General features: G+C 71.4%; 15 protein-coding genes. 8 read left to right on the top strand and 7 right to left on the bottom strand.

Annotated features, from left to right (window positions below; genetic code table 11):
• Window positions 1–26 precede the first annotated feature (26 nt).
• Both AB0L53_RS00820 and AB0L53_RS00815 read right to left on the bottom strand, forming a co-directional pair.
• Window positions 27–623, bottom strand: coding sequence for a TIGR03086 family metal-binding protein (locus tag AB0L53_RS00820; protein ID WP_363988440.1), 597 nt, complete (start codon window positions 621–623; stop codon window positions 27–29).
• 40 nt (window positions 624–663) lie between these two features.
• Window positions 664–1,314 (bottom strand): TetR family transcriptional regulator, encoded by a 651-nt coding sequence (locus AB0L53_RS00815; protein ID WP_363988437.1) that lies wholly within the window; start codon window positions 1,312–1,314, stop codon window positions 664–666.
• A 95-nt stretch (window positions 1,315–1,409) separates the two neighbouring features.
• Here AB0L53_RS00815 and AB0L53_RS00810 point away from each other — a divergent pair, with 95 nt between their 5' ends.
• Entirely contained in the window at window positions 1,410–2,912 is a 1,503-nt protein-coding gene (locus tag AB0L53_RS00810) for an FAD-dependent monooxygenase (RefSeq protein WP_363988434.1), read from the top strand.
• Here AB0L53_RS00810 and AB0L53_RS00805 read toward each other — a convergent pair.
• The 3 genes from AB0L53_RS00805 to AB0L53_RS00795 are packed head-to-tail and all read right to left on the bottom strand — an operon-like array spanning window position 2,909 to window position 7,134.
• Complete coding sequence (locus tag AB0L53_RS00805) at window positions 2,909–4,171, bottom strand: M20/M25/M40 family metallo-hydrolase (protein WP_363988431.1); 1,263 nt, start codon at window positions 4,169–4,171, stop codon at window positions 2,909–2,911. The two genes, AB0L53_RS00810 and AB0L53_RS00805, sit on opposite strands and share 4 nt — an antisense overlap.
• A complete protein-coding gene (locus AB0L53_RS00800; protein WP_363988428.1) occupies window positions 4,168–6,078 on the bottom strand; it encodes a prolyl oligopeptidase family serine peptidase in 1,911 nt (636 codons plus the stop codon). The genes AB0L53_RS00805 and AB0L53_RS00800 overlap by 4 nt, the downstream gene beginning before the upstream one ends.
• A 3-nt stretch (window positions 6,079–6,081) precedes the next feature.
• Window positions 6,082–7,134 (bottom strand): C39 family peptidase, encoded by a 1,053-nt coding sequence (locus AB0L53_RS00795; RefSeq protein WP_363988426.1) that lies wholly within the window; start codon window positions 7,132–7,134, stop codon window positions 6,082–6,084.
• A gap of 83 nt (window positions 7,135–7,217) precedes the next feature.
• Here AB0L53_RS00795 and AB0L53_RS00790 point away from each other — a divergent pair, with 83 nt between their 5' ends.
• Together AB0L53_RS00790 and AB0L53_RS00785 are read left to right on the top strand one after the other, a co-directional pair.
• Entirely contained in the window at window positions 7,218–7,373 is a 156-nt protein-coding gene (locus AB0L53_RS00790) for a hypothetical protein (protein ID WP_363988423.1), read from the top strand.
• Window positions 7,370–9,403, top strand: coding sequence for a DUF6493 family protein (locus AB0L53_RS00785; RefSeq protein WP_363988420.1), 2,034 nt, complete (start codon window positions 7,370–7,372; stop codon window positions 9,401–9,403). The genes AB0L53_RS00790 and AB0L53_RS00785 overlap by 4 nt, the downstream gene beginning before the upstream one ends.
• 108 nt (window positions 9,404–9,511) lie before the next feature.
• Here AB0L53_RS00785 and AB0L53_RS00780 read toward each other — a convergent pair whose 3' ends face one another.
• A complete protein-coding gene (locus AB0L53_RS00780; RefSeq protein WP_363988417.1) occupies window positions 9,512–10,621 on the bottom strand; it encodes a DUF5925 domain-containing protein in 1,110 nt (369 codons plus the stop codon).
• Window positions 10,622–10,701: 80 nt separating this feature from the next.
• Window positions 10,702–12,237 carry a serine/threonine-protein kinase gene (locus tag AB0L53_RS00775; RefSeq protein WP_363988415.1) on the bottom strand — a complete coding sequence of 512 codons (1,536 nt, stop codon included), beginning with the start codon at window positions 12,235–12,237 and terminating at the stop codon, window positions 10,702–10,704.
• A 107-nt stretch (window positions 12,238–12,344) separates the two neighbouring features.
• On the opposite strand from AB0L53_RS00775, the gene AB0L53_RS00770 reads away from it, so the two are divergent.
• From AB0L53_RS00770 to scpA, 5 genes are all read left to right on the top strand, one after another.
• Window positions 12,345–14,210: a potassium transporter TrkA gene (locus tag AB0L53_RS00770; protein ID WP_363988412.1), complete on the top strand. Its 1,866-nt coding sequence runs from the start codon at window positions 12,345–12,347 to the stop codon at window positions 14,208–14,210.
• A gap of 45 nt (window positions 14,211–14,255) precedes the next feature.
• On the top strand, window positions 14,256–15,194 hold the full coding sequence (gene mtnA / locus AB0L53_RS00765; RefSeq protein WP_363988410.1) for an S-methyl-5-thioribose-1-phosphate isomerase: 939 nt from the start codon (window positions 14,256–14,258) through the stop codon (window positions 15,192–15,194).
• A gap of 91 nt (window positions 15,195–15,285) precedes the next feature.
• Window positions 15,286–16,059, top strand: a complete 774-nt coding sequence (locus tag AB0L53_RS00760) for an N-acetylmuramoyl-L-alanine amidase (RefSeq protein WP_363988407.1) — start codon at window positions 15,286–15,288, stop codon at window positions 16,057–16,059.
• A 66-nt stretch (window positions 16,060–16,125) separates the two neighbouring features.
• Window positions 16,126–17,886: a methylmalonyl-CoA mutase subunit beta gene (locus AB0L53_RS00755; protein ID WP_363988404.1), complete on the top strand. Its 1,761-nt coding sequence runs from the start codon at window positions 16,126–16,128 to the stop codon at window positions 17,884–17,886.
• Window positions 17,883–20,039, top strand: a complete 2,157-nt coding sequence (gene scpA / locus AB0L53_RS00750) for a methylmalonyl-CoA mutase (protein ID WP_363988401.1) — start codon at window positions 17,883–17,885, stop codon at window positions 20,037–20,039. The genes AB0L53_RS00755 and scpA overlap by 4 nt, the downstream gene beginning before the upstream one ends.
• Window positions 20,040–20,041 lie beyond the last annotated feature (2 nt).

Raw genomic sequence — 20,041 nt, 5'->3', positions numbered from 1 at the left:
CCCGGCCCGGGGTTCGGGCCGGTCGCTCAGGCGGTCCAGGCCGGGTTGCGGCCCAGGTAGCGGAGGAGCTCTGCGACCTCGTCATCGCCCGGCTCGGCGGGCACCACCGCGGCATAGGCGCCCCACTGGCGCAGCGGCTCGACGATGGCCTTCGCCACGGGCAGCAGCTCCCCGGCCAGCTCCGGGGTCAGCGGCGAGAGCTGTCCGGTGGCCACGGCGATGTCCCAGGCGTGCACCGCCGCGTCGAGCGCGCAGGCGCCCGCGCCGAGCGCCGGTGCCATCGTGTTCGGCGGCACCGGGACGGGCACCTGCTCGGCGTTCTTGTCGACACCGGCCCAGGCCCTGGCCGAGCGCTCCATCGCGGCCTCCGCGTATGTCCGGGGGTCCTCGGCCAGTTCGCCCGTCGGCTCGAACGGGTTCTCGGCGGGACCCGGCTCGCCGGTCAGGAAGGCGGCGAAGCCCACCTGGTCGCCCGCGGCGTGCTGGAGCACCTGGGTGACGTTCCACTTCGCGCAGGGGGTCGGGAGGGCCCAGCCGTCGGCGGGGACGCCGGCCACGGCCTGGCGGAGCGCCTGGTGCGCGGCGTCGAGTACGTCCCAGCCGGTCGGCATGTTGTCGCTCATGGGGGGTTCCTTCCGTTCGTTCCGCTGTGTCTCCACTATATCAGAACGGAATGCTTTGTTCCAGTCCGAGAATGAGCATGTCCAGCGCGCGCTCGAAGTCGGTGGCGGGGTCGGTCGGGGGGATGTTCCGTAGCAGCCTGCTGAAATGCGGGAGCTGGGCCGGGTCCATCTCCTGGATGTAGACGCCGACCTGCTTTCGTCCCGCGTGCTCGCCGGTGTCGCCGTGGAACCCTCCGGTGGACAGCAGCAGTGACCCGAAGATCAGGCTGTTCACCGCGCCGAGCGCGCGCCACACGGCCGCGTCGTCGAAGCCGGCCTCGTACAGGGCGCCGACCACGCTGTCGATCGGAGCCAGCGCCCGCACGGAGGTCGGGTTGGACTGGTCGGTCAGCAATGCCATCGGCACCACCGGAGAGCGGGCGAACACCCCGTACATGCTCAGCGCCACGGCCCGGAGCCGCTGCGGCCAGGGCAGCGCCGGGTCGGGTAGCTCGACCTGGTCGAAGGCCCGCTCCGCCAGGCCGTCCAGGATGTCGGCCTTGTTGGAGACATGGTTGTAGAGCGACATCGCCTCGACGCCGAGCGACTTCGCCAGCCGCCGCATGGACAGCCCTTCGAGGCCCTCTTCCGTGGCCAATTCCAGGGCCGCGTCCAGGATCTTCTCCCTGTTCAGCGGCTCGCGCCGTGCCATCTCCCACTCCTCCTGCCGTAGAGCTCCGGTTGACAGAGCTTACGGTGTATGTATGTACTTACGGCGTAAGCATACACCGTAAGTAGGGAGATTCCGTGAACGCGGACGTACTGATCGTCGGTGGCGGGCCGGTCGGCCTGCTGCTGGCCTGCGAGCTGAAGCTGGCGGGGGTGGACCCGCTGGTCCTGGAGGCGGCCACCGGCCAGGAACGGATCACGCGCAGCCTCGGGATGCGCTCACTCAACGCGCGCACCCTCCACACGCTGGGCCTGCGCGGGCTGGTCGAACCGCTGGCCGAGGCGCAGTGGGCGCTGTTCGACCAGCTCAGGGCAGGTCGCGAGCCCGCCGAGGGGGACATCGTCGACGGGCTGGTGTACATGCTCAGGGAGGGCATGAGTGGCGGCCACTTCAGCGGCCTGCCGTTGATCGGCGAGGCCGGCAACCGGGTTCCCGAGATGCTCATGCTCAAGCAGCACCAGCTGGAGCGGGTTCTGGCCGAGCACGCGGCCGGGCTCGGCGTCGAGGTCCGGTCCGGGTGCCGGGTCACCGAGATCGCCGACGAGGGCGACGGGGTGGTCGCCACACTCGCGGACGGCCGGGTCGTACGGGCCGGATACCTGGTGGGGTGTGACGGCGGCCGGAGCCTCGTGCGCAAGCAGTCCGGCATCCCGTTCACCGGCACGTCCGCGACCATGACCGGGCGCACCGCCGTGGCCGAGCTGGCCGACCCCGGCGCGCTCACCTCGTCCCTGCGCGCCCCCGGCGGCCTGGTGAACCTGTCGCTGGTGCCGGGGGAGGTCGCCACCATCGAGTTCGACGGCGGTCCCACCGAGCGGGACGCGCCGGTCACCGCCGAGGAGATGCAGGCGAGCATCCGGCGGGCGAGCGGCACGGACGCGGTCGTCCTCAGCCTGGAGGCCGGCATCCGCTACAGCGACAACACCCGCCACGCCGAGACCTACCGCCAGGGGCGCATCCTGCTCGCCGGGGACGCGGCGCACGTCCACTCGCCGATCGGCGGCCAGGGTCTCAACCTCGGCCTCCAGGACGCGGCCAACCTGGGCTGGAAGCTCGCCCTGGTGGTCCGCGGCCAGGCGCCCGAACGGCTCCTGGACACCTACACCGCCGAGCGGCACCCGGTGGCGGCCCGCGTCCTGCGCAACACCAGGGCCCAGGTCGCGCTGATGCGGCCGGGACCGCAGGTCGACGCGCTGCGCGAGGTGATCTCCGAGGCACTGGAGCTCCCCGAGACCAGGCGGCACTTCATCGCCATGGCCAACGGCACGGACATCGACTACGCGCCGGACGCGTCGCGGCCGCTGGTCGGGCGGTTCGTACCGGATTGGGAGATCGAGGGCGTGGGCTGGGTCAGGGAGTCGCTGAGGGACGGCCGCGGCCTGCTGCTGGACCTCGCGGGCTCACTGGAGACCCGCGCGGCCGCGAAAGGCCGCGACGACCGCGTCCGCGTGGTGGGCGGAACCGTGGATCAAGCCGACACGGCCGCCGTGCTGCTACGCCCTGACGGTTATGTCGCCTGGGCCGGTTCTGGCGAAGCCGGTCTCGCCGAGGCCCTCGACGCCTGGTTCGGGGTCGGTTAGGTCAGCAGCCGGGTCAGCACCCGGGTGCCGAACTCCAGCCCCTCCACCGGCACCCGCTCGTCCTTCCCATGGAACATTCCGAAGTAGTCCAGATCGGGCCGCAGCATGAGTGGCGCGAAACCGTACCCCTTGATGCCGATCGTGGCGAAGGACTTGGCGTCGGTGCCGCCGCTCATCACGTACGGCACCGGCCGGGCGAGCGGGTCCTCGGCCACGAGCGAGCCCGCGAGCGAGTCGAAGAACGACGAGGGGTACGGCGCGTCCGGCGCGTCCTCCAGATTGACGAACTCCCTGGTGATCTTCGGCCCGAGCAGCTCGTCCATGGTCGCCAGGAACTCCTCCTGGAGCCCGGGCAGGTAGCGGCCGTCCACGTGCGCGTGGGCCGTGGACGGCACGACGTTCACCTTGTAGCCGGCGTCGAGCATCGTCGGGTTGGCCGAGTTGCGGATCTGCGCCCTGAACAGGTGGCCGAGCGCGCCCAGCCGGGTCGCCTCCTCATCGAGGCGGTCGAGGTCGATCGGCTGTCCGGTGATCTCCGACAGGCTCTGGAGCAGCGCCGAGACCGACGGTGTCAGGCGTACCGGCCACTGGTGGGCGGCTACCCGCGACAGGGCATGCACCAGCGTCGCGACCGGGTTGTCCACCGCGGGCCGGGAGCCGTGGCCGGCCACGCCGTGGGCGGTGAGCTTCATCCAGGCCGTGCCGCGCTCGCCTACGGCGATCGGGTAGACGCGGTGGTCACCGGCGGCGACGCTGAAGCCGCCGGACTCGCTGATCGCCTCCGTCACGCCGTCGAACAGCTCCCGGTGCTCGGTGACGGCGTGCCGCGAGCCGTAGTCGCCCGTTGCCTCCTCGTCCGCCAGGAACGCCAGCACCAGGTCGCGCTTGGGCCGCAGGCCGCGCGCCGCCATGCCGAGCACGGCCGAGAGCGTCATCGCGCACGACCCCTTCATGTCGACCGCGCCCCTGCCGTAGACGCAGCCGTCGACGATCTCGCCCGAGAACGGGTGCATCCGCCACTCGGCCGGGTCGGCGGGCACCACGTCGAGGTGGCCATGGACGAGCAGCGCGTCGCGAGAGTCGCCGTCGATCCTGGCGGCCACGGTCGTCCGCTTCGGCGCCGACTCGAACACCACCGGCTCCAGTCCGGCGTCGGCCAGCAGCGTGGCCACGTACTCGGCCGCCGGGCGTTCGCCCGACCCCGGGTTGGAGGTGTCGAACCTGATCAGGTCCGAGCAGATCTCGCCGACGCTCTTCACGACCGTCCCTTCAGCGTGAGCGGTGCCACCTCGGGCGTCTCGAACCCGAAGATCAGTCCATAGAAGGCCAGCTCGGCCTCCAGCACCGCGACGATGGTCTCCTCCCGGCGCCAGCCGTGCTGCTCGCCGGCGAAGGTGAGCAGGGCCCACTGTTTGCCGTGCCGATCCAGCTCGGCGACGAACCGCTCGGCCTGGCCCACGTCCACGATCGCGTCCTCCAGGCCGTGCAGCATCAGGCACGGTCCGGATGCCCGCGCCGCGTGCAGCAGCGGCGAGCGGTCGGTGTAGCGCTGGCGGGTCTCGGGCAGCGGCCCGATCAGGCCGTCGAGATAGCGCGACTCGAAGTCGTGCGTCTCGGCCGCCCAGCTCTCCGGGTCGGTGATCGCGTAGTGCGCGACGCCGCCCGCGAACACGTCACTGTGCACCAGCGCCGCGACCGTGGTCCAGCCACCGGCGCTGCCGCCGCGGATCGCGATCTTGGCGGCGTCGGCCCGGCCCAGCTCGACCAGCCCGCGCGCCACCTTCGCGCAGTCGGCCACGTCGACCACGCCCCATTGGTGCCGCAGCCGCTCGCGGTAGGCCCGGCCGTAGCCGGTGGAGCCGCCGTAGTTCACCTCCGCCACGCCGAGGCCCCGGCTGGTGAAGTAGGAGACCTCCAGGTCGAGGGTCATCGTGAAATTGCCGGTGGGCCCGCCGTGCGCGAAGACGACGTACGGCGCGGGCCCCTGAACCCCGGCCGGGTGGTACAGGTGCGCGTGCACGCCCTCGATCGTCACCGTCTCGGGCGTCGGCAGCAGCGCCCGGTCGGGCAGCGGCTTCGGCGCCGACACCGCCTCGTGCGCGCCGCCGTCGAGGTCGACCACGGTCACCCGTGTGGGCGTGTACGGAGTGGCGGACACCGCCACCGCCCTGCCCCCTGCCGCCGAGATCGTCGGCGCCCAGTACGTCGCCTCGCCGCCGATCTCGCGCAGGTCGCCGCTCTCCAGATCCAGGACGCTCAGGAGGCGGCGGTCGGGAGTGCCGTGCACGAGCACCAGACGGTCGCCAGTGATCGCGAAGTAGGTGCTGCCGGGCTTCCAGGGCGCGGTGCCGACCTCGGAGGCCATCGGGGTGAGGTTGCGGGCGCCGGAGCCGTCGCGGGCGACGAGGTGGATGTTCCACCAGCCGCTCGGGTCGGCGACCGCGTACAGGGTGCGCTCGTCGCGCCACTCCGCCTGGATCACGGACTCCGCCGGGCCGCCCGCGATCACCTGGTACGGCCCGGCGGTTCCGTCCTGGTCGAGGGGGGCTAGGCAGAGTTCGGTGCCGTCCCAGGGCATGTTCGGGTGGTCCCAGCCGATCCAGGCGACATATCCGCCGTCGGGGGAAATACGGGGGTTCATCAGGAAATGTTGGGCTTTGGTGATCACTCTGAGCGGGCCGCCGCCGAGTGGCACCGCGACCAGGTCGCGCACGTCGTCCCGCTCGCGTACGGCCCACACCTCGTCCCGGCCGGGTGGCAGGTAGAGGTCGGCGTAGCGCGCCGTCCCCTCAGGCGTGAGCGCAACGGGCTCCCCGACTACGGGTTGTCCGGTTGCGGGCGGGGCGGCCACGGGTTCGCCGGTCGTGGGTGGGCCGTCCAGGCGGTAGACGCGTTGGTCGGACCAGTTGGTGAAGACCAGGCCGCCGCCGGGCAGCGGGCGCCAGGACCGCCCGCCGTACTCGACCACGCGGTTGCGCGCGTTCCACCCCTCAGGCAGAGCGTCGACCAGGGAGCCGTCCGGCAGGCGGCGCACCACGCAGCGCCGGCCGCCCTCGTGCGGGCGTGGCTCGTCCCACCAGACCTCCAGTCCGGTGGGCGTGGCGACGGCCTCCACCCACTGGGGGCCGCCGTCGGTACGGGCCACGTCGATCGGTCGAATGCTCATATCTCACCAATTGCCATCGGAAGGGGGCAAGGAACGCTCGGGCGGGTGGAGGACGTACACGATGCCGCCGCTGCCCGAGCTCCGGAGCCAGACGTTCTCGAACGCGGCCCGCGGATAGACCCGGCGCACGTCGGCGTCGCTCGGCGCGGCCGGGTCGTTGACGACGACGTCGCCCTCGGCGGTGAAACCGGTGACGACCATGATGTGCCCGCCCGAGGAGTAGCCGGCCCCCGGCAGCTCGTGCGCCTTGAACGCCAGCGACACGATCACCGGGATCCCCGCCCGCACGAACAGGTCCAGCTCGGCGGCCGACCGCAGCCTGGTCACGAACCCGGCCAGCCCGAAACGGCCCGCGTAGGCCACGTTGAACGGCCAGTTGCCGGTCCCCTGGTAACTGTGGTCGAACGTGCCACGCGCGGCGTGATCGACCACAGGACTCGGGTCACCGGCCACCACCCAGGCCAGCTCTTCGGGACCGGGGCCGCGGCCCCAGAAACCGAGGACCATCGCCACCGAGGCGGGGCTGCACCAGTTGGCGCCCCCGCCGTCCAGCTCCGGATGGTGACCGGTGTGCGTGTACTGAGAGTGCCGGGGCACCACCAGCTCGACGGCTCCGGCCGTACCCGGAAGGCTCGGGACAGGGGGACTCTGAGAGAGGGCGGAGGCCATCACGCCCAGGCAGTCCACGCGCGCGCCCGCGCCGTGCGGCGTGACCCGCACCCGGTAGGCCGTGACCGGCCGGCGCGCCACGAACGTGTCGACGGCCACGTCGCCGTCCTCGTCACCCTGGCCGGGAAAGGAGGTACGGATCTCGTCGTGCTCGGCCCAATGGCCCATGACGTACCACTTCGACTGCTCGCCCGTCGCGAGCCTGACCTGCAGCTCCACCTCGATCCACGTGCCCGGCGGGGTCCGCGCTGTCCACGAGGGGACGAGCTGGGTCGCGGTGAAGCCGATCGGGTGTTCCGGGCTGGTCCATGAGGTCAATGGGGTGGCGGGCACGGCGAAGCGGGCGAAGGCGACGCGGGCCGGGTCCACGGTGAGCACCGGACCCATTGTGGTTTCGTACCGGTTGTCGCGCATCGGAAGGTTTACGTACTGCGGTGATCTTGTCGGTGGTGATCTCTAATGTTCCGGCCATGACTCAAGCAGTGCAGGCGTATTCCTACGCCCGACCCTCCCTGCTGACCGACGGCAGACCCGCTCTCTCGACCTCCGGTGGGGCGGCGTTACCCGGCCCCCGGACCCACCCCAGATTCTTCGGCGGCCTGCTCAGGTTGGAGGACAGGGCGTGAGCGGTTGGGAGGTCGTCGAGGAGGCCATCGCCACCCGTGACGCGGTCAAGATCGCGGAGATCGTGCGCCCAGGCATGATCGACCGGGAGCTGCTGCTCGACGGCTGCCTCCGCCGCTTCCTGCGCGGCGGCCAGGTCGCTGACCTGCGCTTCTTCGCCCGGCTGCACGAGCTCGTCGAGCCCGCCCACGCCGAGGTCGCGGCGCGGGCCCACGACTACCTGCGGCTGCTGCCCGCCGCGCCACCTGCGGTCGCCGAGCTGGCGCTGCGGCACCTGCGCCGCCTCGACACGCTCGACCCCGCCGACGTGGCCGAGGCCCTGCAGGCGCTGCTGTTCAGGCCCGAGCGCAAGCTGGTGGCGATCGGGCTGAGCTGGCTCGACCAGGCCGTCCGCGACGCCGCTGACGATGCCGACGACTACGCGCCGGCCCTGGCGTACGCCTTCGCGTGCGACGCCCCCGACCTCCAGGAGCGGGCCGTACGGCTCGCGCTCAAGCACGCCGCCCGATTCACCTCCGTGGGCGCCGAGGTGATCCGTGACGCGCTCGGGCTGCTCCCGCCGGACCTCGGCGAACAACTCGTGCTGGTGTACGGCGGTGAGGTGGCGGCCGACGAGGACGACGACTGCTTCATGCCCGTGCCGTTGCCCGCGTCTCCCCAGGAGGACGCCGGTTTCCCGCTGATCGGTGACATCCGGGAACTGGGCGCCTTCCCCGAGCGCGAGGACTGGCGGGGCGCCGAGCGGTGGCTGGAGGGGTTCGTCCGGTTCTGCACCGACGACCGTGACCTGCTCCGCTCCGTCCTGGCCCGCTGGACGAGCTGGCCGACCCGCCTGGACGTGCAGCCGGAGTGGCGCTACCTGGACCAGTGGTCCGAGGCGATGGCCAGGCAGATCGTCACGCCCGAGACCTGGCTCGGCCGGTCGTCGTCGCTGCTGCCGTCGCCCGTGCGGGTGTCGCCGCCGCACCTGTTCCTGCTGCGGCGCTGGGCCGAGGTCCACGCCGCGCTGCGGGCGGGCACGCTGCCGCCGTACCTGCTGGCGACCCCCACGAGTGGCACCGGGCACCTGGATCCCGGCGTGCTGGTCGACCGGCTCGAAGGCTACGAACGTACCGGCGCCAAGGTCATGGACGCCGACCTGTGGCAGGCGCTCCTGCGACTGCCCCGCTCAGTCGCGCCCGAGGTGGCGGCGCGGGCGAGCGGGCTGACGTCCGCGGCGGGAGTCACGGCCGCACGCTGGATGAACGGCGGTCGGCCCGTGCCGGTGACCGCCGTCGAGTGGACTCGCGGCTCCACCACCTACACCGGTGACCGCGAGCCCGCTGGCGGGAAGCATCCCGACCTCGTGCCCAGGATCGCCCTCCCGTACGGCGGGTTCGGACCGCTTCGTGATCTGCTCGACGATCCGGACGCGTCGCGGCGGGACGGTCACGGCGTCTACCTGCCGTGGTGGCCCGCCGTTCTGCCGTCGGACCGGGAGGCGGTGGCGCTGCACTGCCTGCCGTTCCTGCTCTATCACTGGAACGCGCCCGGAGTGGAGCCCGACATGCTCTGGGCGCTGGCCCGCAATGGTGGGCCGGCGGGTGAGGGGATCGCGCTGCTCCTGGCGTACTTCCTGGTCGAACGGGACTCCTGGGCGGGTGGGAAGCAGCCCAATGAGGGGGTCCGGGTACTGGTCGAGATGGCCGCGCGGGGCGACCTGCCCGCTGCCGAGTTGGGGCGGCAGCTCGCGCTGCTGTTGCGCAGGGCCTGGTACAAGCTGAGCGCGGTGGTCGAGTCGCTGGAGAGCGCGGCTCGGCATGGGGCGCATCGGGAGGTGTGGGAGGTGGTGGCCGGGTTCCTGGACGTGTACCTGCCGGGTCCCGGGGAGCGGGCGCGCACCGCCCACACGCAGGCGCTCGGCTTCGCCCTACGGGCCGCGTCGTGGGCGGGGGCGCGGGGTGAGCTGCCGTGTGTCGCGGAGATCGCACGACGCAAGGGGAGCAGCGGCTTCGTCCGCGAAGCGCGCCGCCTCCACACCCGGCTCGCCTGATCCGCCCGCCTGGCATGCCCGCTCGGCTCAGTGGGCGGGATTACCGGCCGAGGCATGTCGTCTCGGCCGGTGGCCCGGTGTGGTCGGTGGGGTGGCGCGGGTGGGGGGTCAGAGGTACAGGCCGGTGGATTCGCCCTCGGTGGGCGGGGGGATCGCGCGGCCCGAGCGGAGCGCGTACAGCTCCGCCAGCGTGGCGCCCGACAGGCCGACGCCCTCGGACGAGCCGAGCCAGCCGACCGCCTCGTTCCTGGTCAGCGGGCCGATCTCGATCTGGGCCAGGCACCGGCCCGGACGTACGACGGCGGGGTGCAGCCGGGTCAGGTCCTCGTTCGTGGTGATCGCCACCAGCACGTCACGGCCCTGTCCCAGCAGGCCGTCGGTGAGGTTCAGCAGCCGCGACAGCCCCTGGCCCGTCTGGGCCTTGGCGGAGGAGCTGATCAGCTCGTCGCAGTCCTCCAGCACGAGCAGCCGCCACCGCTGCGCCTCCTCGTCGGTGTCGTAGCCGACCGCCACCTCCATCAGGTAGCCCGGCTCGTTGAACAGGCGCTCCGGATCGAGTACGCAGTCCACCTGGCACCAGTCCTGCCACTGCTTGGCCAGCGAGCGCAGCAGCGTGGTCTTGCCCGTGCCCGGCGGGCCGTGCAGCAGGACGAGGCGCCCGCCGATGTCGGCCGGGGTGACCGCCATCAGGCCGTCGAGCGAGTGGCGTACGCGGGCGGAGTAGTTGCCGCTGATCTCATCCCAGGGCGAAGCGGTGATCGGCTTCTCGGAGCGGGTGCCGCCGTGCGCGCCACGCCACCAGAAGCCCATCTCGACGTGGTCGGTGTCGGGCTCCGGCTCCTCGGCGCCCTCGGTGCACTCCTTCAGCACGGAGCGGGCGAGCTCGTCGCTGACCGCCGTGACGCTGACGGTCGCGGTGCGGTTGCGGTGCCGGATGACCCGCAGGGTCCAGCCGTCGCCGCAGATCAGGCTCGACACGGAGCCGTCCTGCACCTGCGCGGTGCGTACGGTCCTGCCCTGCTCGGGGCGGAGGGCGGCGTCGGGGCGTACGCGTTCCAGGTTGGCCAGGCGGGACCAGGGCTGGACGCCGGTCGCGAACGGCGACAAGGCCAGAGCGTCGATGACGTCGATGGCGGAGTCGGCGTCGTCGATCCAGATGTTCATCGGGAGCTCAGGGGAGTCCGGGCTGGGGAACGGCACCTCCTTAATCACAGACATAACAGTAATGATCCAGGTTCGCGGCCCGGTCTGTCGACGGCATTTGCGCAATTCCAGAGGTATTGCTGGCGCTCCGGGTGTCAGCCCTTGCTCAGATCTCCGGTCTCCTCGACCATGCCGAGCCCAGGTACGTCGCGCCACACGTAGGTGACCTTGCCGCCGTCGAGCGTGAGCCAGACCGTTCCGGCGATGCAGTCGCCGGTGTCGGGCTGGAGGGAGAAGGTGAGCTTCGTCCCAGCTGTCTGCGTCAGTGTGATCTTGCCGGTGCAGCTGGCAGCGCTGTTCTTCTCCGACCATTGGGCGGTGGGCTGCCCGGTCTTCAGGTCGATCGTGATGGCGGCGCCCTCGGAGTCGAGCGGGTTCGTGGAGGTGATGCGGCCGGACCACTTGCCGGCGAATGCGGCGGGGATCTTCGGCGAGCCGCTTTGAGCCGGCTTCTCGGTGGCGGTCGCCTGAGCGGTGCTCGTGGGTTCCTGAGTGGTCGTGGGTTCCTGGGCGGTGGTGCTCTGGCTCGGTGCGGGGGTCGAGGATGTCTGGGTCGTGGTGCCGGTCGGGGCGCGGTTGATCCACAGGAGGGTGCCGCCCGCCGCCCCCAGGGCGAGCACGGCCGCCACCACGCCGAGCAGCAGGCCATGCGAGCGGTTCCGCTTGGAGACGTCTGTGGTGAGCGCCGCAACTCGCGGTCCCGTACGTTCCCCCGCGCCCGAATCGGGGGATCCGGCGGGGACGCCCGGCCTCCCGGCGACCTGACCCTGAAGTCCTATGGCACCTGGCCTCCCGGTGGCCTGGCCGGCGGGGACGCCCGGCGCAGGGGCGGGCGGGGTCGACGTGGGATTGACCAGAGAGACCATCAGGTCGCGGGCCGTGGGCCGGTGCGTTGGGTCCTTCGCCAGGCACGACGCCATCAGCCCCCGCAGCCGGGGCGGCAGCTCCGACAGGTCCGGGTCGGCGTGCAGGACCCGGTGCAGCACCGCGGGCACCGTGTCCGCGCCGAACGGGCTGCGACCCGTCGCCGCGAACACCATCGTCGCCGCCCACGCGAACACGTCCGACGCGGGGGAGGCGGGTGAGCCGGCGATCTGCTCTGGCGACAGGTAGGCGGGCGTCCCGATCAGTCCCGAGGTCAGCGTCGCCGTGCCCTCCGCTCTGGCGATGCCGAAGTCCACCACCCGGGGCCCGTCCGGGCCGAGCAGGACGTTGGCCGGCTTGAAGTCGCGGTGCACGATGCCCGCCGCGTGGATGGCGGCCAGGGCCGTGGCCGTGCCGACCACCAGGCGTTCCAGTTCGCCGCCGCGCAGCGGGCCGCGTTCGCGGGCGCGCTCGGCCAGCGACAGCCCCTCGACGAATTCGCTCACGACGTAGGGCCGCGGCCCGTCGATCGAGGCGTCCAGCACGCGCGCCGTACAGAAGGAGGCGATGCTTTCCAGCGCGTCGAGCTCCCGCGCCAGCCGCGCGCGGGTCTCCTCGTCACCGGTGCTGAGCAGCTTGATCGCGACCGCCTCGCCGTCGCGGGAGTGCGCCAGGTAGACGACGCCTTGCCCGCCCTTGCCGAGCCGCCCGGCCAGGCGGTACGCGCCCAGCGACGCCGGGTCGTCCGGGGCCAGGGGGGTCGCCATGGCGGATACGTTACCGCTCACCATGCATTCGTATAGATAGCCCGGTACCTTGTGTCCTCGATCGAAAGTGTCCTTGATCGAATCACTGCGTACGTGGGGGTTTCTGGGTGGCGAGGGTGACGTTCCGCGAGCGGGCGCGGTACTGGTTCGACAACACCATGTCGAAGGGCACGGCCTCACTGATCGGCTGGCTGGCCGTGGTGTCGGTCGGGCTCATCGTGGTGGTCGCCGGGCTCACTCTCTGGCTGGCTCCGGAGGAGCCCGAGGGCGTCGGCGGCGCCGGCCACGTGATGTGGATCGCGCTCATGCACGCGCTCACCCCGAGCAAGGTCGCCAGCGACAAGGGGTCGGTCGCCTATATGGCGGTGATGTTCGCCGGGTCGCTCGGCGGCATCTTCGTCGTCAGCATGCTCGTCGGCCTGCTGTCCAACGGCCTCAAGCAGAAGGTGGACCGGCTGCGCAGGGGCCGCTCCCGCATCGTCGAGTCCGGGCACACGGTGGTGCTCGGCTGGTCGGACCAGGTGTTCACCATCGTCGCCGAGCTGGTCAAGGCACACGCCAGCCAGCCGGGCTCGGTCATCGCCGTACTGGCCGAACGCGACAAGCTGGCCATGGAGGAGGACATCCGCGAGAACATCGGCGACCTGGGCAGGACCCGCCTGGTCTGCCGTACGGGACGGCCCACCGAGTCGCGTGACCTCAACCTGATGAACCTGGCCGCCGCCCGGTCCGTCGTCGTGCTCTCACCCGACGGCGAGGACCCCGACGCGCACGTCATCAAGATCCTGCTCGCCCTGGCCAAGCGCCAGGGCACCCGGCCGCCGGTGGTCGCCGCCATCGCCGCCAGCCGCAACATCGCCGCGGCCCGCCTGGCCGGCGGCAAGGACGTGCACCTGGTCGACTCCGACGACACCGCCGCCCGGCTCATCGTCCAGTCCTCGCGGCAGTCGGGCATGTCCGTCGTCTGCATGGACCTGCTGAACTTCGACGGCGGCGAGATCTACCTGCGCGCCGGGACGGAGCTGGTGGCCAGCACGTACGGCGACGCACTGCACGCCTACGAGACGGCCACGGTCATCGGCCTGCGCCGACCCACCGGAGTCATCCTGAACCCGCCCATGGACACCGTCATCGAGGCCGCCGATCAGATCATCGTCATCGCCCACGACGACTCCGCCATCCGGCTCGCCACCGGTGAGCCCACCCTCGACGAGAGCGCGATCGCCGTCGCCGGCGGCTCCCCGCTCGAACCCGAGCGCACGCTCCTGCTCAACTGGAACGGCCGGGCCGACCAGATCGTCCACTACCTTGACGCCTACGTCGCCCCCGGTTCCGTCCTGGAGATCGCCGCCGATCACCCCAAGGCCGGGACCGGCCTCGCGGACCTGGTCAACCTCACCGTGAATGTGAAGGAATGCGACACCACGGACCGGTACGCGCTCGAATCCCTCGGCGTCGGCCTCTTCCAGCACGTCATCGTCCTGTCGGACGACCGCTTCAAGCCGCACCACGCCGACACCCGCACGCTCATGACGCTGCTGCAGCTGCGCGACATGCAGAGCGCGATGGGCGAGCACTACTCGATCGTCAGCGAGATGCACGACGAGAACAACCGCGCGCTCGCGGAGGTGACCGAGGCCGACGACATCGTGATCAGCGACACGGTGATCGGTCTCCTGCTGGCCCAGCTGGCGGAGAACCGGCACCTGGCGGACGTGTTCGGCTACCTGTTCGACTCGCGCGGTTCGGAGATCTACCCGCGCCCCGCCGGCTCGTACGTGGCCTCGGGTACACGGGTCACCTTTTCGACGGTCATCGAGGCGGCACGCCGCAGAGGTGAGACGGCCATCGGCTATCGCGACAGCTCGGCGCTCAACATCCCGCCGCACTACGGCATCGTCCTCAACCCACCGAAGTCCCAGCCCATCGTGCTGAACCGGCAGGACGCGGTGATCGTCCTGGCCGAACGCTGAACCCGGGTGACGGCGCGGACTTGCCCGGAAGGCTACGGTTTGGGCGTGAGGACGATTGACTGGGTAGACGGCGCGGTCGAGCTGGTGGATCAGACGCGGCTGCCGGACGAGTGCGTCATGGTGCGGATCGAGACCGTCGCGGACCTGATCGACGCCATCCGGCGGCTGGCCGTACGCGGGGCGCCCGCGCTCGGCGTGGCCGGAGCGCTCGGTGTCGTGCTGGCGGCCGGCGACCAGGACGCCATAGCCAGGCTGCGCGCGGCCCGGCCCACCGCCGTGAACCTCGCCTGGGGCGTCGACCAGGCCGCCGCGCACCTGCCCAAGGGGCCGCAGGCCGTGCTCAAGGCCGCGCTGCGGATTCGCGACGACGACATCGCCGCGTGCGAGGCGATGGGCCGGCGCGGTGCCGACCTGCTCGAAGGCGACCGGCTGCGCATCATGACCGTGTGCAACACCGGCGGTCTGGCGGCCGTCGAACGGGGCACCGCGCTCGGCGTCGTCCAGACGCTGCACGAGCGCGGCCGGCTGGCCGAGGTGCTCGCCCTGGAGACCCGTCCGCTGTTGCAGGGGGCCCGGCTCACCACGTGGGAGCTCGGCAGGATGGGCGCGCCGCACCGGCTCGTCGCCGACTCCGCCGGGCCGTACCTGCTGGCCAAGGGGGACATCGATGCGGTGCTCATCGGCGCCGACCGCATCGCCGCCAACGGCGACACCGCCAACAAGATCGGCTCGTACGCGCTGGCGCTCGGCGCGGAACGGGCCGGGGTGCCGTTCATCGTCGTCGCGCCAGAGACCACCATCGACCAGGCCACCCCCTCGGGCCGGCAGATCGAGATCGAGGACCGAGGCGCCGACGAGATCGTCTCCATCAGGGGCATGCGGGTGGCGCCCGAGGGCACGCGGGCGCTGAACCCGGCGTTCGACGTGACCCCGCACGACCTCATCACCGCGATCGTCACCGACAAAAGGGTGATCAGACCCTAAGAACACCAAAAAATCCAGATCTACCGACCTTTCCGCGTACTCCGGGCTACGCTCAGTGGTCACATTTCCCCTACCACCCGGAGACCTCAAGGTGGCCATCGACCTCGTGTTGCGGCGTGACTGGCACGCCCGTGCCCCGCACGGTGACTACACACAGCTCGACTCCACCAAAGGAGTAAAGGTCCACTACACGGGCGGCCGGGTCGAACCGGGCATCGTCGCCGACCACGCGGGCTGCGTGTCGCTGGTGCAGTCCATTCAGGGCTATCACATGGACGGCAACGGCTGGATCGACATCGGCTATTCGTTCGTGGCGTGTCCGCATCAAAAGGTGTTCGAGGGGCGAGGGCTGCACCACTTACCCGCGGCCAATGGGGCCGGGCTCAACTCGGGCCATTACGCCGTGCTCGGCCTGGTCGGCAACGCCGGGCTGGTGGAGCCGCCCGACGGCCTGCTCAACGGCATCCTGGACGCGGTCGAGTACGTCCGGGAACGCGGCAAGGCGGGCAAGGAGATCAAGGGACACCGGGACGGCTACTCGACCGACTGCCCGGGCGAGCCGCTCTACGCGTGGGTCAAGCGCGGCGCGCCCCGGCCGGGTGGCGGCGGCGGTGGGCCCGAGGTGCCGACGGCGCCGCCGTTCCCCGGGCGGCTGCTGAAGTACCCGCCCGTGATGCAGGGCGAGGACGTACGTACGTGGCAGCAGCAGATGAAGGTACGCGGCTTGGAGATCGAGGTCGACGGCGCCTACGGCAGCGACTCGCGCGACGTGTGCCGTCGTTTCCAGCGCAGCGTGAGCATCGACGACGACGGCATCGTCGGTCCGACCACCTGGCGGCTGAGCTGGGAGGCACCGCTGCCCTGACAGTGGGGTCGGTCAGGGGCGAACCCGGGGTTCCTCGCCTAACAGGGCAACGCCTACTATCCGAACATGCATCTGGTAGCGGGTTTTCCCCCCACCAATCGGGATGACTGGCGGGCGCTGGCGCTTGAGGTCCTGCGTAAGACGGGTGTCGAAGCCGGGTCGCCCGAAGAGACGCTGTCCAGCATCACGTACGACGGGGTGACGCTCGCGCCGCTCTACGACGCCGCCGATCTCCCCAAGATCCTGAGGAAGGGCGCTCCTGGGGCGCGCGCCGGGTGGGATGTGCGGCAGCGGCACGCCGTGGCCGACGCGGAGGCCGTACTGGCCGATCTGGAGCACGGTGTCACCTCGCTCTGGCTGGTCCTGGGCGCCGGCGCGATCCCGGTCGGGCGGCTCCCCGACCTGCTGCGGGAGGTCCTTCTGGACCTTGCGCCGATCGTCCTGGAGGCCGGGCCCGAGGTACGGGAGGCCGCCGAGACCCTGTTCGGGCTGGCGGCGGAGCGCGGCGTCTCGCCGACGGGCAACCTGGGAGCCTCGATCGGCACGGCCGGCCGGGATACGACGGCCGAGCTGGCGGCGCGGTGCGCGGAAGGCTTCCCCGGGATGCGGGCCGTCCTGCTGGACGCCACGCCGTACCACGACGCGGGTGGGAGCGACGCCGAGGAACTCGGCTGCTCGATCGCGCTGGGCGTCGAGCACCTGCGCGCGCTGACCGATGCGGGGCTCACCGTCGAGCAGGCGTTCGGGCAGCTGGAGTTCCGTTACGCCGTCACCGACGACCAGTTCGCCGCCATCGCCAAGCTGCGGGCCGCCCGTACGCTCTGGGCACGAGTGGCCGAGGTGTGCGGGGCGGCGGACGGCGGGCAGCGGCAGCACGCGGTGACGAGTTCCGCCATGATGACCGCCCGCGACCCTTGGGTGAACCTGCTCCGCACCACCATCGCCTGCTTCGCCGCCGGGGTGGGGGGCGCGGACGCGGTGACCGTGCAGCCGTTCGACGCGTGCCTGGGGGTGCCGGACGCGTTCGCCCGGCGGATGGCGCGCAACACGCAGGCGCTGCTGCTGGAGGAGGCCGGGGCCGGCCGGGTGGCCGACCCGGCGGCCGGCTCCTGGTATGTCGAGCGCCGCACCGCCGACCTGGCCGACCGTGCCTGGGCCTGGTTCCAGGAGATCGAGGCCGCCGGGGGGATCACGGCGGCCTCCGGACTGGTCGCCGAGCGGATCGCGGCGACCAGGGAACGCCGCGCCGACGACATCGCCCACCGGCGCTTCCCGATCACCGGCGTGAGCGAATTCCCCCACCTCGACGAGAAACCGGTCCGCCGGAGCCCGAGTGACGGAGGCGCGCTCGCGGGGGAGAGCCCTGGGAATGGGGGCGCGCTCGTGGGGGAGGGGTTGCCGCGGATTCGGTACGCGCAGGAGTTCGAGGCGCTGCGGGATCTCGCCGACGCGCAGCCGGAGCGTCCCGTGGTGTTCCTGGCCACCTTCGGGCCCGTCGCCGCCCACACGGCCCGCGCCGCGTTCGCCGCGAACCTGTTCCAGGCGGGCGGCCTGGCCATCCAGACCGCCGGGCCGGGGACCGACCCCGACCAGATCGCCACCGCCTTCGCCGTCAGCGGCAGCGACGTGGCCTGCCTGTGCTCCAGCGACAAGATGTACGGCCTGCACGCCGAGGCGGTCGCCGCCGCGCTGAGACGGGCGGGCGCGAGAAAGATCTGGCTGGCGGGGAAGGGGAGCTACGAAGGCGTCGACGACTGCCTCTACGCCGGGTGCGACGCGCTCGCCGTGCTCCGGACGACCTTCGACGACCTGGAGGTGACGCGATGATCCCGGACTTCTCGGCCATCCCACTGACCGACCCGACCCCCACCGAGCCCGCTCAGCCCGCCGTAGATGCCGCCGAGGTCTGGGAGACGCCCGAGGGGATCGGGGTCAAGCCGGTCTACACGGCCGATGACCTCGATGGGCTCGACTTCCTGCGGACCTATCCGGGCGCCGCGCCGTACCTGCGCGGGCCCTATCCGACCATGTACGTCAACCAGCCCTGGACGATCCGCCAGTACGCGGGCTTCTCCACGGCCGAGGACTCCAACGCCTTCTACCGCCGCAACCTGGCCGCCGGGCAGAAGGGCCTGTCGGTGGCGTTCGACCTGGCCACGCACCGGGGCTACGACTCCGACCATCCGCGGGTCGCCGGTGACGTCGGCATGGCCGGGGTGGCGATCGACTCGATTTATGACATGCGGCAACTGTTCGACGGGATCCCGCTCGACCGGATGTCGGTGTCAATGACCATGAACGGTGCGGTCCTGCCCGTACTGGCGCTCTACATCGTGGCGGCCGAGGAGCAGGGGGTGGCGCCCGAGCAACTGGCCGGGACCATCCAGAACGACATCCTCAAAGAGTTCATGGTCCGCAATACCTACATTTATCCCCCAGGCCCATCAATGCGCATAATTTCGGATATTTTCGCGTTTACCAGCGAAAAGATGCCGAAGTTTAATTCCATCAGCATCTCCGGCTACCACATCCAGGAGGCCGGGGCCACCTGTGACCTCGAACTCGCCTACACCCTGGCCGATGGGGTCGAATACCTGCGGGCAGGCGTCGCCGCCGGGATGGACGTCGACAGGTTCGCGCCCAGGCTGTCGTTCTTCTGGTGCATCGGCATGAACTTCTTCATGGAGGTCGCCAAGCTCCGGGCCGCCCGCCTCCTGTGGGCGAACCTCGTTTCCGGATTTAACGCGAAAAATCCGAAATCGCTGAGCCTCCGTACCCACTCCCAGACCTCCGGCTGGTCCCTCACCGCGCAGGACCCGTTCAACAACGTCGCCCGTACGTGCGTCGAGGCCATGGCCGCCACCCAGGGCCACACCCAGTCCCTGCACACCAACGCCCTCGACGAGGCGCTCGCGCTGCCCACCGACTTCTCCGCCCGGATCGCCCGCAACACCCAGCTCCTCCTCCAGCAGGAGTCGGGCACCACCCAGGTGATCGACCCGTGGGGCGGCTCCTACTACGTCGAACGCCTCACCCACGATCTCGCCGAACGCGCCTGGGCCCACATCCAGGAGGTCGAGGCCGCCGGCGGCATGGCCCGCGCCATCGAGGCCGGGCTACCCAAGCTCCGCATCGAGGAGGCCGCGGCCCGCGCCCAGGCCCGCATCGACTCGGGCCGCCAGCCCGTGATCGGCGTGAACAAGTACCGCACCGACGCCGACGAGCCGATCGAGGTGCTCAAGGTCGACAATAGCGCCGTGCGGGCGCAGCAGCTCGACAAGCTGCGCAGACTGCGGGCCGAACGCGACGGTGGCGCCGTGGCCCGCGCGCTCGACGCCCTGACGAAGGCCGCCGGCGAGCCCGCCCCCGGCCTCGAGCACAACCTGCTCAAACTGGCGGTCGACGCCGCCCGCGCCAAGGCGACCGTGGGCGAGATCTCCGACGCGCTGGAGCGGGTCTTCGGGCGCCACGCGGAGCAGGTCCGTACCATCTCGGGCGTGTATCGCGACGAGGCGGGCCCGGCCGCCAACATCGAGCGGGTACGCCGGGCGAGCGCCGACTTCGAGCGCGCCGAGGGCCGTCGCCCGCGCATCCTGGTGGCCAAGATGGGCCAGGACGGACACGACCGCGGTCAGAAGGTGATCGCCACCGCGTTCGCCGACCTGGGGTTCGACGTGGACGTCGGCCCGCTGTTCCAGACGCCGGAGGAGGTGGCGCGGCAGGCCGTCGAGGCGGACGTGCACATCGTCGGCGTGTCCTCGCTGGCGGCCGGGCACCTGACCCTGGTGCCCGCGCTCAGGCAGGCACTGGCGGCGCTGGGCGCGGACGACGTGATGATCGTGGTCGGCGGCGTCGTCCCGCCGGGCGACTTCGACGAACTGCGCGCCGCCGGCGCCTCGGCTATCTTCCCTCCCGGTACGGTGATCGCCGACGCCGCCCTGGACCTGCTGGAGGAGCTCGCGTCCCGCCTGGGGCACTGACC

The organism is Nonomuraea sp. NPDC052129, from assembly GCF_040680095.1.
Taxonomy (GTDB): domain Bacteria; phylum Actinomycetota; class Actinomycetes; order Streptosporangiales; family Streptosporangiaceae; genus Nonomuraea.
Note: the sequence above shows the minus strand (reverse complement) of the source record. Positions and strands in the feature narration are given on the sequence as shown.